We start from the raw sequence: 13,463 nt of genomic DNA, 5'->3' as shown, positions 1-13,463 counted from the left end.
CGCCCGCTGCCCCGACGGCGGGTGCAGCCCCGACGGCGGCCGCTGACCCGACGGCGGGTGCTGCCCCGACGGCGGCCGCTGACCCGACGGCGGGTGCAGCCCCGTCGGCGGGCGCTGCCCCGACGGCGGCCGCTGACCTTGACGCGGTCTCTGCCCCCACCGTGGGCACCGGGCCGACCGGACCCGCCGACCTGGTCGCCGTGGTCGGCGCCACCGGCACGGGCAAGTCCGACCTCGCCGTCGCGATCGCCGACCGCGTCCGCGCCGCCGGCCGGCCGGCGGAGGTCGTCAACGCCGACGCCATGCAGCTCTACCGAGGCATGGACATCGGAACCGCCAAACTGTCGCTGGCCGAGCGCCACGGCGTGCCGCACCGGCTGCTGGACGTGCTCGACGTGACGGACGAGGCCAGCGTCGCCGCGTACCAGCGTGATGCCCGGCGCGCGATCGAGCGCATCCACGCCGAGGGCGGCGTCGCGGTCCTGGCCGGCGGGAGCGGTCTGTACGTGTCGGCCGTCCTCTTCGACCTCGAGTTCCCCGGGACTGATCCCGAGCTGCGTGCCCGGCTGGAGCGCGAGCACGACGAGCTCGGTCCGGGGACCCTCCTCGAGCGGCTCCGGGGGCTGGACCCGCACGCGGCGGCGACCATCGACGCCCGGAACCCGCGCCGCCTGATCCGGGCACTCGAGATCGCGAGCCGGTCCGAGGTGGTGACCCCGAGCCTCCCGTCCGCGCCCCGCGCCTGGCGGCCCGCGCGCATCCTGCACCTGCGTCGCGACCGGTCGCACCTGGTCGACGCGCTGCAGGCGCGAGCGCAGCGCATGTTCGACGGCGGGCTGGTCGACGAGGTGGAGCACCTCCGAGCCCTCGGGCTCGAACAGGGCAAGACCGCGTCGCGGGCGATCGGCTACTCGCAGGCGCTCGAGGTGCTGCGGGGAGCCGCGACCGTCGCGGAGGCGGTCGACGCGACGAGCCTCGCGACCCGGAAGTACGCACGGCGCCAGGTCGCGTGGTTCAAGCGGTACGCGACCGCGGAGGACCTCGACGTCACCGGGGCCGACCACACAGCCCTGTCGGCGCTGGCCCGTAGGATCGTCGCGTGACCGAGCTGCACTTCACGAAGGGCCAGGGGACCGGCAACGACTTCGTCCTGTTCGCCGACCCCGACGCCACCGTCGACCTCACCCCCGAGCGCATCCGCGCCATCGCGGACCGCCGGTTCGGTGTGGGCGGGGACGGCGTCATCCGCGCGGTGCGCTCCGAGTCCCTGGCAGAGGGTCGTGCGCTCGTCGCGGAGGACCCCGCAGCGGTGTGGTTCATGGACTACCACAACGCCGACGGCTCGGTCGCCGAGATGTGCGGCAACGGCATCCGGGTGTTCGCGCGCTACCTCACGGAGTCCGGCCTGGTCGACCTCGCACCGGGGGAGACGCTGACGGTCGGCAGTCGCAAGGGCCTCGTGGACATCCAGCGGACGACGAACGGCTTCCAGGCCGACCTGGGGCGGTGGCGCCTCGGGATCGAGGGCAGCGGGGCTGACGACGTGCTCGTCCGGGCGAAGAACCTCGACGGCGCCCGGCCCGGTGTCGGGATCGACGTCGGCAACCCGCACGTCGTGGTCGCCGTCGCGACGGAGGACGAGCTCGCCGACCTCGACCTCACCTACGTGCCGGTGCTCGACCCGGCCCCCGAGTCCGGCGCGAACGTCGAGTTCGTCCTGCCGGGCGAGCCGCTCATCAACGACGGCGTCGGCGAGATCACCATGCGGGTCCACGAGCGCGGCAGCGGCGAGACGCTGTCGTGCGGGACGGGCGCGGTCGCGGCGGCCCTCGCGACGCGCTACTGGGTCGGATCCGGTGCGCCCGACACCTGGCGGGTGCGGGTCCCGGGCGGGGCCGTCACGGTGCGGATGTTCGCGGCGGAGGACGGCGAGCACGTCGCACTGTCCGGGCCGGCCGAGCTCGTGTTCTCGGGCGACCTCACAGTCTGACGGGCGGGTCCGGACGCGGACCTCAGTGCGCTCACGGACTGGGATCCCGACGTCGAACCAGGCGGAGCCCGCGGTTCGGTGTCGGTTCCGGGTATCGTCGCGTGCCCGACTCGCGACGCGACGCGACGCGAGTCGGCCACGCGACGATCGTGACGTGCGAGCGACGATCGCGACGTGTGCGGGAGCGTGATCGACGGGCGGCCTCGCCACAGCCAGGAGGCCCGTGGTGCGGCACCGACGTCGGTGACGCTCCACGGGCCTCCAGTCCGGGACGCGCGGAGCGCGCGGCCCCGTCTCTACGCGCCGCGCTGCACCCGGATGACGCGGAAGCCCTTGTCGGTCGACGCTCGCGTCACCGTGAAGGCGTCGTCGAGCGTGTCGCGCAGCCAGCGTTGCAGCGAGTCGCCGCCGAGGTCCTTGGACACGACCAGCCAGGCGTCGCCGCCGACCTCGAGCCGGGGCAGCCAGGTCAGCAGGATGTCGTGCAGCTCGTCCTTGCCGACCCGGATGGGCGGGTTCGACCAGATCGTGCGGAAGCGCAGGTCGGCGGGGACCTCGTCGGGCAGGGCGACCGTGACGTTCGTCGCCCCCGCGGTGGCGGCGTTGGAGCGGGCCAGGCCGAGCACGCGCTCGTTGACGTCGACGCCCCACACCTCGGCCTCGGGCGACTCGAGCGCCATCGTGATCGCGATCGGACCCCAGCCGCAGCCGACGTCCAGGAGCGCCCCGGAGTCCGCCGGCGGCGGCACCGAGCCGAGGAGGACCCGGGTGCCCCGGTCGACACCGTCGGGGCTGAAGACCCCGGCCGCGGTCGCCAGGGTGAGGTCGCGACCGGCGAGCGTGACGTGCACCTGGCGCTCGCGGAGCTCCGACGAGGGGTTGGCGGAGAAGTAGTGGTCGTTCGCCATGGATGAACCGTAGCGGCTCACCCGTGTGTCCCGGGCGTGGCGGAGGTACCCTGTGGACAGGATGACGGATACCCCTCAGCAGACCGACCACCAGTCCCACGACGACAGCGCCGACGGTGTCGTCGAACGCGTGCTGCGCAACGCCGACCAGCGCGCTTCTTCTTCGATCTTCGCCCCGGCCCAGGCGATCCAGACCCGCTCCGTGGACGACCACGGCTGGACGGGCGACGGCGACCAGTACGACCGCGAGGACCGGGCGGCCCTCCGCCGCGTCACGGGCCTGTCCACCGAACTCCAGGACGTCACCGAGGTCGAGTACCGGCAGCTCCGGCTCGAGCAGGTCGTCCTCATCGGCGTGTACCCCCAGGGCGACGCGCAGGACGCCGAGAACTCGCTGCGTGAGCTCGCCGCCCTCGCCGAGACCGCCGGTGCCGTGGTGCTCGACGGGCTCCTCCAGCGCCGGCCGAACCCCGACCCCGCGACCTACCTCGGCAAGGGCAAGGCCGAGGAACTCGCGATGATCGTGAAGGCCACCGGCGCGGACACCGTGATCGCGGACACCGAGCTCGCGCCGTCCCAACGCCGTGCGCTCGAGGACGTCGTCAAGGTCAAGGTCATCGACCGCACGGCCGTGATCCTCGACATCTTCAGCCAGCACGCCAAGACCCGCGAGGGCAAGGCGCAGGTCGAGCTCGCGCAGCTGCAGTACCTGCTCCCGCGTCTGCGCGGGTGGGGTGAGTCGATGTCCCGACAGGCCGGTGGTCAGGTCTCCGGCGGTGCGGGCATGGGTTCCCGCGGTCCGGGTGAGACGAAGATCGAGCTCGATCGTCGGCGCATCCACACGCGGATGTCGAAGCTCCGGCGGCAGATCGCCGGCTTCCGCCCGGCACGTGAGGCCAAGCGCGCCGACCGGCACCGCAACGACGTGCCGAGCGTCGCGATCGCCGGCTACACGAACGCCGGCAAGTCCTCGCTGCTCAACCGCCTGACGAGCGCGGGCGTGCTGGTGCAGAACCAGCTGTTCGCCACGCTGGACGCCACGGTCCGCCGGACCGAGAGCGCGAAGGGCCGCGAGTTCACGTTCGTGGACACCGTCGGCTTCGTCCGGAACCTGCCGCACCAGCTGGTCGAGGCGTTCCGGTCGACGCTCGAGGAAGTGGGCGAGGCCGACGTCATCGTGCACGTCGTCGACGGCTCCCACCCGGACCCTGCCGCGCAGCTCGCGACCGTCCGCGAGGTCATCGGCGACGTCGGTGCCCGCGAGATCCCGGAGGTCGTCGCGTTCAACAAGTCGGACCTCATCGACGAGTCGCAGCGGCTCGTGCTCGTCGGACTCGTCCCGGACGCCGTCTTCGTGTCGGCACGGACGGGCGAGGGGATCGCCGAGCTGCTCGCCGCCATCGAGGACCGGCTGCCCGAGCCCGACGTCGACCTCACCGTGGTGATCCCGTACGACCGCGGGGACCTCGTGTCCTCGCTGCACGACGCCGGTGCGGTGGAGTCGGTCGACTACGTCGAGGACGGCACCCGCCTGCACGTGCGGGTGTTCCAGCGGCAGGTCGCGGAGCTCGACCCGTTCGTGGTCACGCCGGTCGCGTCCTGACGTGCTGACGCGCCTGCGCGCTCCGGCCTGGAGGCTCGGGTCGCGTCCGTCTCGCGACCCACGGTGACCGAGCGGTTCCGTTGGGCGCCGCACAACGGAAGCCGGTCCGAGCCACGTCATCACGTGGTTCGGACCGGCTTGGGTTGTTCCTGGAGCCAGCCCGGTCGGCCCGCGCCGGAGCCCGGACCTGCCCTCGAGCCGCGCGACGGGTCAGATCGAGCGGAGGACCGCGACGACCTTGCCGAGCACCGTCGCCGCGTCGCCGAGGATCGGCTCGAACGCCGAGTTGCGCGGGAGCAGCCACGTGTGCCCGTCACGCTGCCGGAAGACCTTCACCGTGGCCTCCTCGTCGAGCATCGCGGCGACGACGTCACCGTTCTCCGCGGTCTGCTGCGACCGGACGACCACCCAGTCGCCGTCGCAGATCGCCGCGTCGATCATCGACTCGCCGACGACCTTGAGCATGAAGAGGTCACCGGTGCCGACGAGCTGCCGGGGGAGCGGGATGATCTCGTCGACGTGCTGCTCGGCCGTGATGGGCACACCCGCGGCGATCCGCCCGACGAGCGGTACGAGCGTCGTCGCGTCGACGTCGGGGCCGTCGGCGTCGGTCGTCGGCTCGTCGACCAGGACCTCGAGCGCACGGGGACGGTTCGGGTCGCGGCGGATCCAGCCGCCGAGCTCGAGCTGGCCGAGCTGGTGGGAGACGCTCGACAGCGATGAGAGCCCGGCGGCGTCGCCGATCTCCCGCATGCTCGGCGGGTAGCCCCGGCTGGCGATCGACGCGCGGATGGCGTCGAGGATCGCCTGCTGCTTCGCCGTCAGCGGCTTCTGGCCACGCAGTTCGTCCGCCACGTCGTCTCACCCTTCGTCGGTGCGGGATGCCGTCCGGCGGGAATGTCGGTGGTCCCCGGTTGACTTGTCCCAGTCGGTCGAAACAGTATCCGACCGCCGCAGCCCGGACAAACACCTGTTCGAGCGTGTCGCGACGAATCCACGCAGAAATCCCCTCCGGGGGCTTGTGCGCCGCTGGATTCGAAACTATGTTCGGTACACGACTTCGGATCACCGAACGGGAAGGCAAGAACGACATGAGCACCATCGCCATCGCTGAACCCCAGCGTCACGCGGCTCCCGCCGTGCGTACGCGCCTGCGCCTGACGCGCCGTGGACGGTTCGTCCTGACGACGCTCGCCGCGCTCCCGATCCTCCTCATCGTCGCGCTCGCGGTGCTCAACGGCGGTCGGGCGTCGGCCGGCGATGCCGCCGGCAGCGGGTCCGCCCACTTCGAGACGGTCACGATCCAGCCCGGCGAGACGCTCTGGGAGCTGGCCGAGCAGACCGCGCCGAACGCCGACCCGCGCGACTTCGTGCAGGACGTCGTCTCCCTCAACGCGCTCGACGGTGCCGGGCTGCAGGCCGGGCAGACGATCTCGATCCCGGCGAAGTACGCCGACGCGCGCTGACCTGACGCCGACGCGCGCTGACCGCAGCGGCGTGACCGTCCGGACGGCCGGTCTCCGTGGTGCCGTCGCGGCCTACGATGGATCGGTGGCATTCACGCTCGAAGACCTCCCGATCCGAGACGACCTGCGCGGGCAGAGCCCCTACGGTGCTCCGCAGAAGCATGTGCGCGTCCAGTTGAACGTCAACGAGAACACGCATCCGGTGCCGGCCGAGGTCGCTGAGGACATCGTCGAATCGATCCGGCACGCCCTCGCCACGGTCAACCGGTACCCCGACCGTGAGTTCACCGAGCTGCGCCGTTCACTCACCGACTACCTCAACGCGGGCCTCGAGGGCGAGCAGCTGCTGACCCCGGACCACCTCTGGGCTGCGAACGGCTCGAACGAGGTGCTGCAGCAGCTCCTCCAGGCGTTCGGCGGCCCGGGGCGGAGCGTCCTCGGCTTCCCGCCCACCTACTCGATGCACTCGATCCTCGCCTCGGGGACCGGAACCCGTTGGGTCCCGGCGGAGCGCGACGCCGAGTTCGGGATCTCGCCCGAGACGGTCACCGCGGCGATCGCCGAGCACCAGCCGGACATCGTGTTCCTCTGCGGGCCGAACAACCCCACGGGCACGCCCCTGCCCATCGAGACCATCGCCGCGGCCTACGACGCGACCGACGGCATCGTGATGGTCGACGAGGCCTACGCGGAGTTCATGCCGGACGATGCGCCCAGCGCCCTGACGCTCCTGCCGGGTCGTGAGCGACTCGTCGTCTCCCGCACGATGAGCAAGGCGTTCGCGTTCGCCGGCGCGCGCGTCGGGTACCTCGCCGCGCACCCCGCCGTGATCGACGCGATCCGGCTCGTGCGGCTGCCGTACCACCTCTCTGCCCTCACGCAGGCGGCCGCGGTCGCCGCGCTCCGACACGCCCCGGCGATGCTCGCGATGGTCGACGACATCAAGCAGCAGCGCGACCGGATGGTGACCGAGCTCCAGGCGATGGGCTACCGGACGTACGAGTCCTGGTCGAACTTCGTCCTGTTCGGCGGCGTGGCCGACCCGCACGCCGCGTTCGAGGCGCTCCTCGAGCAGGACGTCATCGTGCGCGACCTCGGCATCCCGAACCACCTCCGGGTGAGCGCGGGGACGGCCGAGGAGACGACGGCCTTCCTCGACGCGATGCGCCGTGTGGCCGCCGTGCAGCCCCCGGTTAGGGTTGAGGCATGACCGCCCGCACCGCCTCGATCAGCCGGAGCACGAGCGAGTCGAGCATCGAGCTCGAGCTCGACCTCGACGGCACCGGCTCCTCCGACATCTCGACGAGCGTGCCGTTCTTCGACCACATGCTGACGGCGTTCAGCAAGCACTCGCTCATCGACCTCCGTGTGCGGTCGACGGGCGACACCGACATCGACGCCCACCACACCGTCGAGGACACCGGCATCGTGCTCGGGCAGGCGCTCCGCCAGGCCCTGGGCGACCGTTCCGGCATCGGTCGGTACGGCGACGCGCTCGTCCCGCTCGACGAGGCACTCGCGCAGGCCGTCGTCGACGTCTCCGGCCGACCGTTCCTCGTGCACACGGGGGAGCCCGACGGCTTCGCCTTCCACCGGATCGGCGGCCACTTCACCGGGTCGCTCGTCCGCCACGTGTTCGAGGCCATCACGGTGAACGCCGGCATCACGGTGCACGTCCGTGTGCTCGGCGGTCGCGACCCGCACCACATCGCCGAGGCCGAGTTCAAGGCGTTCGCCCGCGCGATGCGGAAGGCCGTCGAGCTCGACCCGCGCGTCGACGGCATCCCGAGCACGAAGGGCACACTGTGACCGCGAAGCCGAACGTCGTCGTCCTCGACTACGGCTCGGGGAACGTCCACTCGGCAGCCAAGGCCCTCGAGCGCGCCGGAGCCGCGGTCACCCTCAGCGCCGACAAGCGCACGGCACTCGACGCCGACGGGCTGCTCGTCCCGGGCGTCGGCGCGTTCGGCGCCGTGATCGACCAGCTCGAGAGCGTCCAGGGCGGCGAGATCGTCGACCACCGGCTCGCCGGGGGCCGTCCGGTGCTCGGCATCTGCGTCGGCATGCAGGTGTTGTTCTCCCGCGGGGTCGAGCGCGGTGTCGACGTCGAGGGGCTCGGGCAGTGGCCGGGGACCGTCCAGGAGATCCAGGCCGAGGTCCTGCCGCACATGGGCTGGAACACCGTCGAGGCGCCGGAGGACTCCGTGCTGTTCGACGGGCTGCGTGACGAGCGGTTCTACTTCGTGCACTCCTACGGCGTGACCGACTTCCCGCTCGAGGCGTACGGCCCGTTCCGTGCACCGCGCCTGACCTGGGCGGACCACGGCCAGCGGTTCGTCGCCGCCGTCGAGAACGGCCCGCTCACCGCCACCCAGTTCCACCCGGAGAAGTCCGGCGAGGCCGGCATCCAGCTCCTCCGCAACTGGGTGGACACCCTCTGACCCAGCCGTCGGCACGACGCGCGGCGGCCCGCACCGCCGATCCCGATGACCGCACGGCCCCGAGCACGACGCACACCGCGACCCCGACAGGACCATGACCGACCGCACCGCATCCCAGCCCCTCGTCCTCCTGCCCGCCGTGGACGTCGTCGACGGCCAGGCCGTCCGGCTCACCCAGGGCGAGGCCGGCAGTGAGACCTCCTACGGCGACCCCGTCTCGGCCGCCCGCACGTGGCGTGAGCAGGGCGCGGAGTGGATCCACCTCGTGGACCTCGACGCCGCGTTCGGCCGAGGCGACAACCGTGCGGTCATCGCCCGCGCGATCGACGAGGTCGAGGGCGTCGCGGTGGAGTTGTCCGGCGGCATCCGCGACGACGCCTCGCTCGAGGCGGCCCTCGCCACCGGCGCGGCCCGCGTGAACCTCGGGACGGCCGCGCTCGAAGACCCGGCGTGGGCGGCCCGGGTCATCGGCGAGTACGGCGACCAGATCGCGGTCGGCCTCGACGTCCGCGGGACGACCCTCGCCAGCCGTGGCTGGACGGAGGACGCGGGCGACCTGTGGGAGGTCCTCGACCGCCTGGAGGCCGCGGGCTGTGCGCGCTACGTCGTGACCGACGTGACGAAGGACGGCACGCTGCAGGGTCCCAACGTCGACCTCCTCCGACAGGTGTGCGAGCGCACCGACAAGCCCGTCGTGGCCTCCGGCGGGATCTCGACCCTCGACGACCTGGTGGCGCTCCGGGAGCTCGTGCCCCTCGGCCTGGAGGGCGCGATCATCGGCAAGGCGCTCTACTCCGGGGCGTTCACGCTCCCGGCCGCGCTCGAGATCGCCTCGGCCTAGCAACCGTGTCGGGCATCTCGAACGGCCGCGGTACCGGCCCGGACCCCGAGAACGGCCGCGGCACCGGACCCGACGCGCACGAGCACGACGACGCCCACACGCCCGGCGGTGCCGCCGACTCCGCGGGTCTGCCGTGGGCGGGTCGCACGTTCGACCACCACGACACCGCGTTCGCCGAGGACGACGGCCTCGCCGACCCGGCACTCGTCGCCGCGATCCGGGCCGTCGCGGACGGGACCACGCAGGCCGCGGTCGTGTCGGCGCTCCGGACCGCGCGGCTCCTCATCCCGCTCGTCGCCGAGGCCGGGGACGTCGGACACACCGACACCGGCAAGCTCGTCGACAAGACGCAGGAGCTCTCGATCGTCACCGTCGCCGGCCCCGACGGTCGCGCCGTGATGCCGGCCTTCACCTCCGTCGAGGCGATGCGCTCCTGGGACCCGACCGCCCGTCCGGTCCCGGTCGAGTCGCGCCGGGTGGCGATGGCGGCAGCCAGCGAGGAGACCCAGCTCGTCGTGCTCGACCCGACCGCGCCGACCGAGTTCGTGCTCCGCCGCCCCGCGGTGTGGGCGCTCGGGCAGGACCTGCCGTGGACGCCCTGCTTCGAGGACCCCGAGGTCGCGCAGGCCTTCGCGGGCTCCGTCGCCGGGGAGCACGCCGTCGCCCGCGTCGAGCTCGCCCCGGGCGACCCGCTCGGACGCTTCCAGGGCGCGGAGCTCACGGCCGGGCTCGCGCTCGTCCCCGGCCTCGACCAGACAGCGGTGCAGGAGCTCGTCGGTCGCCTGCAGGCGCGCTGGTCCGCGGACCCGCTCATCGCCGAACGCGTGGACAGCATGCGGGTGGCTCTCCGCCCGGCGTGATCCGCGCCTCCAGGCCCGGTCGCCACCCCCACACCGTGCCGGGCACGGACCAGTCGGGAGGCACGGTGCACGCCCGCAGGGCGGGCCGCGTCGGATGCGACGCAGCCACGGCGGTGCACCCGGGCCGTCGGCCGGTCGCCGGTAGCATGGGGCACGTGAGCACGAACCCGACGACGAACCCCGGAACCGGCGCGACCACCATCGGTCCGACGGGGCGTCCCGTCCGGCAGTTCGCGATCCCGGAGGAGCTCGACGGACACGGGCCGGCGCGCATCATCGCGCTGTGCAACCAGAAGGGCGGCGTCGGCAAGACGACGACGTCGATCAACCTCGGCGCGGCGCTCGCCGAGTACGGGCGCAAGGTCCTCGCGGTCGACTTCGATCCGCAGGGCGCGCTGTCGGCGGGCCTCGGCGTCCGCACCCACGACATCCCCACGGTCTACGACCTGCTGATGGGGGCGATCAAGGACCCGAACGAGGTCATCCAGCCGACGAACACGCCGTACCTCGACGTCATCCCGGCGAACATCGACCTGTCCGCAGCGGAGGTCCACCTGGTCAACGAGGTGGCCCGCGAGCAGATCCTCGCGAGCGTGCTGCGGAAGGTGCAGCACGACTACGACGTCATCCTCGTCGACTGCCAGCCGTCGCTCGGCCTCCTCACGGTGAACGCCCTCACGGCAGCGCACGGCGTCCTCATCCCGCTCGAGTGCGAGTTCTTCGCGCTGCGCGGTGTGGCGCTGCTCATCGAGACGATCGACAAGGTGCGGGACCGCCTGAACCCGGCGCTGACCCTCGACGGCATCCTCGCGACGATGTACGACTCGCGGACGCTGCACTCGCGTGAGGTCATGGAGCGCGTCGTGGACACCTTCGACGACCGGGTGCTCGACACGGTCATCGGCCGGACGGTGAAGTTCCCGGACGCGACCGTGTCCGCTCGCCCGATCACGCAGACCGCGCCCGACCACGCCGCCGCGCACGCGTACCGGCAGCTCGCACGGGAGCTCGTCGAGCGTGGCGCCGTCGCCTGAGCCGCAGGACACCGCTGCTGGCGCTCCCGCTCCGGCGGGGACGCAGACCGCGCCGGGCTTCCGGGTCCGGCTGTCGAACTTCGACGGGCCGTTCGACCTGCTGCTCTCGCTCATCACGAAGCACGAGCTCGACATCACCGAGGTGTCGCTCGGCGCGGTGACCGGGGAGTTCATCCAGTACGTCCGGCAGGCCGAATCCGCCGACGAGCTCGACGAGGCGAGCGAGTTCCTCGTCGTCGCCGCCACCCTGCTCGACCTCAAGATCGCCGGGCTGCTGCCCCAGGGGGAGCTCGTCGACGCCGAGGACGTGGCCCTGCTCGAGGCCCGCGACCTGCTCTTCGCGCGCCTCCTGCAGTACCGCGCGTTCAAACAGGCGGCGGACTGGTTCGGCGAACGCTGGGGCACCGAGTCCCGCCGGCACGTGCGGAGCGTCCGCCTCGAGGAACGGTTCCGGGCACGGACACCCGAGCTCGTCTGGACCCTGTCGCTGCAGGACTTCGCCGCGCTGGCGACCCTGGCGTTCGCGCCGCGGGAGATCCCCACCGTGGGGCTCGACCACCTGCACGCGCCGCTGGTGAGCATCCGCGAGCAGGCGGCCATCGTGGTCTCGATCCTCCGGACCCGCGCCGACGAGGACGTCGCGTTCCGCGAGCTGGTCGCCGGCGTCGACGAGACGGGTATCGTGGTGGCTCGTTTCCTCGCGATCCTCGAGCTGTACCGCACCGCGTCGATCACGTTCGAGCAGGTGGAACCGCTCGGGGAACTGCTGCTGCGGTGGACCGCCGAGGACTGGTCCGACGAGAGCCTCGCCAACCTGGGAGCCGACTATGACGGATGACGCGCACGGTCACGCGCACGGCCGGTCGCACGGACACGCGCACGACTCGTCGAGCGCCGAACCCGGCGGCGCGGACGAGATGGCTGACGCCCGGGCGATCGAGCAGGCGATGCACCACGCTGCGCCCGCGCTGCCCATCGACCGGCAGCTCGAGGCGATCCTCATGATCGCCGACGAACCGCAGTCGCTCGTCGCGCTCGGCGCCGCGATCGGTGCTCCCGTGCCCGCGGTCCGCCAGGCGATCGAGCGACTCGTCGCCGACTTCGACGGTGTCGACGGCACGATCCGTCGCGGCTTCGAACTCCGCGAGGTCGGCGGCGGCTGGCGCTTCTACGTCCGGCAGGAGCTCGACGAGGTCGTCGAGCAGTTCGTCGAGGCGGAACGGCCCGCGCGGCTGTCCCAGGCGGCGCTCGAGACCCTCGCCGTGGTCGCGTACAAGCAGCCGATCACCCGCTCCCAGATCGCCTCGATCCGGGCGGTGAACGTCGACGGCGTCGTGCGGACGCTCGTCGCCCGCGGCCTCATCGAGGAGTCGTTCACGGACGCCGAGACCGGCGCCATCAACTACGTCACGTCCGACCTGCTGCTCCAGCAGCTCGGCATCAACTCGCTCGACGAGCTGCCGCTCATCTCGCCCCTCCTGGACGACGGTGCCGACGGCTTCGGGCAGAACGAAGGGATCCCCGATGGCCGCGTATGAGGAAGAACGACGAGGCGGCCCGCGGGGCGGCTCCGGTCGCGGGGACGGATCGGGTCGGCCGGGAGGCGCGTCACGCGACCGCGACGCCGGCTCCGGTCGTGCCGGTGGCCGGTTCGGCGGCGGGGGCCGCGACGAGCGGTCCGGCGGGGAGCGCGGGGGGTACCGCGGGCGGGACGACCGTGGGGACCGCGGCGGCCACGAGCGGCGGGACGACCGTGGTGCGTCGGGCGGTGGGTACCGGGGCCGCGATGACCGTGGTGCGTCGGGCGGGTACCGGGGTCGGGACGACCGTGGCGCGTCTGACAGCGGCTACCGCGGCCGCGATGACCGTGCTGCGTCGGGCGGGTACCGGGGACGCGATGACTGTGCTGCGTCGGGCGGGTACCGGGGACGCGATGACCGTGGTGCGTCGGGCGGGTACCGCGGTCGTGACGACCGTGGTGCGTCGGGCGGTGGATACCGGGGCCGGGACGACCGCGGCGCGTCTGACGGTGGCTACCGCGGCCGGGACGACCGACCTGGTGGGCCTCGCCGCGAGGACGACCGCGGTGGGTACCGCGGCCGCGACGACCACTCCGGCGGCGACCGCGGCCGCTTCGTGCGCCGCGACGACGATCGCCGCCAGGGTGACCGCGGGGGCTTCGTGCGCCGCGACGACGACCGTGGTGGGTACCGCGGGCGCGACGACCGTCGTGACGACCGCGGCGGGTGCCGCGGCCGCGACGACCGTGGTACGTCGGGCGGTGGGTACCGCGGCCGGGACGACCGTCGTGACGAGCGCG

At 72.7% G+C, this 13,463-nt stretch carries 14 protein-coding genes; 12 read left to right on the top strand and 2 right to left on the bottom strand.

Annotation, left to right across the window (positions count from 1 at the left end):
• The first annotated feature begins 161 nt into the window (after positions 1 to 161).
• Positions 162 to 1,103: a tRNA (adenosine(37)-N6)-dimethylallyltransferase MiaA gene (miaA, locus tag IEY20_RS12590; RefSeq protein ID WP_175328238.1), complete on the top strand. Its 942-nt coding sequence runs from the start codon at positions 162 to 164 to the stop codon at positions 1,101 to 1,103.
• Positions 1,100 to 1,990, top strand: a complete 891-nt coding sequence (gene dapF / locus IEY20_RS12585; RefSeq protein ID WP_175328237.1) for a diaminopimelate epimerase — start codon at positions 1,100 to 1,102, stop codon at positions 1,988 to 1,990. The genes miaA and dapF overlap by 4 nt, the downstream gene beginning before the upstream one ends.
• 296 nt (positions 1,991 to 2,286) lie before the next feature.
• On the opposite strand, the gene IEY20_RS12580 is transcribed toward dapF, so the two are convergent.
• Positions 2,287 to 2,898: a class I SAM-dependent methyltransferase gene (locus IEY20_RS12580; RefSeq protein WP_175328236.1), complete on the bottom strand. Its 612-nt coding sequence runs from the start codon at positions 2,896 to 2,898 to the stop codon at positions 2,287 to 2,289.
• Between the two features lie 61 nt (positions 2,899 to 2,959).
• Between IEY20_RS12580 and hflX the strand changes: the two genes are divergently transcribed.
• Entirely contained in the window at positions 2,960 to 4,501 is a 1,542-nt protein-coding gene (gene hflX, locus IEY20_RS12575) for a GTPase HflX (RefSeq protein WP_175328235.1), read from the top strand.
• Between the two features lie 210 nt (positions 4,502 to 4,711).
• Here hflX and lexA read toward each other — a convergent pair whose 3' ends face one another.
• Positions 4,712 to 5,356 (bottom strand): transcriptional repressor LexA, encoded by a 645-nt coding sequence (lexA, locus tag IEY20_RS12570; RefSeq protein ID WP_175328234.1) that lies wholly within the window; start codon positions 5,354 to 5,356, stop codon positions 4,712 to 4,714.
• 236 nt (positions 5,357 to 5,592) lie between these two features.
• Here lexA and IEY20_RS12565 point away from each other — a divergent pair, with 236 nt between their 5' ends.
• From IEY20_RS12565 to scpB, 9 genes are all read left to right on the top strand, one after another.
• Positions 5,593 to 5,967 carry a LysM peptidoglycan-binding domain-containing protein gene (locus IEY20_RS12565; protein ID WP_031273614.1) on the top strand — a complete coding sequence of 125 codons (375 nt, stop codon included), beginning with the start codon at positions 5,593 to 5,595 and terminating at the stop codon, positions 5,965 to 5,967.
• A gap of 85 nt (positions 5,968 to 6,052) precedes the next feature.
• Entirely contained in the window at positions 6,053 to 7,177 is a 1,125-nt protein-coding gene (locus IEY20_RS12560; RefSeq protein ID WP_175328233.1) for a histidinol-phosphate transaminase, read from the top strand.
• Positions 7,174 to 7,776, top strand: coding sequence for an imidazoleglycerol-phosphate dehydratase HisB (gene hisB / locus IEY20_RS12555; RefSeq protein WP_175328232.1), 603 nt, complete (start codon positions 7,174 to 7,176; stop codon positions 7,774 to 7,776). Before IEY20_RS12560 ends, hisB begins: the two co-directional genes overlap by 4 nt.
• Positions 7,773 to 8,408: an imidazole glycerol phosphate synthase subunit HisH gene (gene hisH, locus IEY20_RS12550; protein WP_175328231.1), complete on the top strand. Its 636-nt coding sequence runs from the start codon at positions 7,773 to 7,775 to the stop codon at positions 8,406 to 8,408. Before hisB ends, hisH begins: the two co-directional genes overlap by 4 nt.
• 94 nt (positions 8,409 to 8,502) lie before the next feature.
• Positions 8,503 to 9,249, top strand: a complete 747-nt coding sequence (gene priA / locus IEY20_RS12545; protein ID WP_175328230.1) for a bifunctional 1-(5-phosphoribosyl)-5-((5-phosphoribosylamino)methylideneamino)imidazole-4-carboxamide isomerase/phosphoribosylanthranilate isomerase PriA — start codon at positions 8,503 to 8,505, stop codon at positions 9,247 to 9,249.
• 5 nt (positions 9,250 to 9,254) lie between these two features.
• Positions 9,255 to 10,109: an SseB family protein gene (locus tag IEY20_RS12540; RefSeq protein ID WP_372378690.1), complete on the top strand. Its 855-nt coding sequence runs from the start codon at positions 9,255 to 9,257 to the stop codon at positions 10,107 to 10,109.
• 146 nt (positions 10,110 to 10,255) lie between these two features.
• Positions 10,256 to 11,143 carry a ParA family protein gene (locus IEY20_RS12535; protein WP_022905070.1) on the top strand — a complete coding sequence of 296 codons (888 nt, stop codon included), beginning with the start codon at positions 10,256 to 10,258 and terminating at the stop codon, positions 11,141 to 11,143.
• Positions 11,127 to 11,981, top strand: coding sequence for a segregation and condensation protein A (locus IEY20_RS12530; RefSeq protein ID WP_022905069.1), 855 nt, complete (start codon positions 11,127 to 11,129; stop codon positions 11,979 to 11,981). Before IEY20_RS12535 ends, IEY20_RS12530 begins: the two co-directional genes overlap by 17 nt.
• A 79-nt stretch (positions 11,982 to 12,060) precedes the next feature.
• Positions 12,061 to 12,681, top strand: a complete 621-nt coding sequence (scpB, locus tag IEY20_RS12525) for an SMC-Scp complex subunit ScpB (RefSeq protein ID WP_175328249.1) — start codon at positions 12,061 to 12,063, stop codon at positions 12,679 to 12,681.
• Positions 12,682 to 13,463 lie beyond the last annotated feature (782 nt).

It is taken from the genome of Curtobacterium luteum (genome assembly GCF_014646995.1).
Classification (GTDB): domain Bacteria; phylum Actinomycetota; class Actinomycetes; order Actinomycetales; family Microbacteriaceae; genus Curtobacterium; species Curtobacterium luteum.
Note: the sequence above shows the minus strand (reverse complement) of the source record. Positions and strands in the feature narration are given on the sequence as shown.